Source organism: Aeromonas sp. QDB68 (genome assembly GCF_027707405.1).
Lineage (GTDB): Bacteria > Pseudomonadota > Gammaproteobacteria > Enterobacterales > Aeromonadaceae > Aeromonas > Aeromonas caviae.
On sequence record NZ_JAPCIQ010000237.1, the window covers coordinates 1 to 809 of the forward strand.

Genomic DNA, 809 nt, shown 5'->3' on the forward strand with positions numbered 1-809 from the left:
TACTGGTAACCCATTGATATTAAATGACTAAAATTTTCATTTTTTGTTCGTGGGATACTTGTTCGCACTTTCCTTAGCGTACGATTTTTTCCGAATTCTGCGGTTCCCCCATTTAGACCCCAGCTCGGGGAGATCGGCCACTCCGAGGTGGTGTTGGCTCATCAGCGTCTTCAATACCGCGATGCCCGGCGCCACGCCAGACACAGCCAGGTTGAAAGCGGTGAACTCCTCGGAGCGGTCCTCCCATTGCTCTATGCTGGTGGCCAGCATGACGATCAGCCCCTTGTTGGTGTCGTAGTCGTCCACCAGCTCATCCATCAACGCCAGGGCTTCTTCATACTCATCCTGGTTATTGATCTGAGTGAGGTAGGGCATCTGGCCCAACGCCTCTCTAATCGTCACGAGTGCGTGATTCATCATGATGGTTACGCCTTTGCTCGCCGGTATTTGGCGGTCAGCTTGTCGTATTCGGCATGGCTGACGATATGCTTGACGTACATGCGGTTATCTCGGAACTCAATTGGCCGATGCCGAAATTCAAGGCGGCGCACCGGCCCTTGCGAAAGTTGCCGTTCGGCAGATCCAAGGCCAGATTAACACCCTACCTGACGAGAGCCCCTTAGTATCAGTCGGGAAGGGCCTGATCCTTCGCTACGGTGAAACTGGCGCATGTGTTGAGCCGGTTGGTGGATAAAAATAAGCATCATCCTTGAAAAGAAAACCCCGCCATCAGGCGCAATGCTGTTCACTTAAGCGGAGCCGCATTGCGATTTACCGGAAAACGGGTCTTTGATATCTTCACCGCCCTG

General features: G+C 52.8%; 1 protein-coding gene. It reads right to left on the reverse strand.

What is annotated here, in order from left to right:
* Nucleotides 1–36: 36 nt before the first annotated feature.
* The gene (locus tag PG892_RS22430) at nucleotides 37–420 is read right to left on the reverse strand and encodes a hypothetical protein (RefSeq protein WP_270825929.1); all 384 of its coding nucleotides are present in this window, start codon (nucleotides 418–420) and stop codon (nucleotides 37–39) included.
* Between the last annotated feature and the right edge of the window lie 389 nt (nucleotides 421–809).

Excerpts from the sequence above, each read along its gene's own strand:
- PG892_RS22430 (WP_270825929.1), bottom strand. The coding sequence starts at position 420 with ATGATGAATCACGCACTCGTGACGATTAGAGAGGCGTTGGGCCAGATG.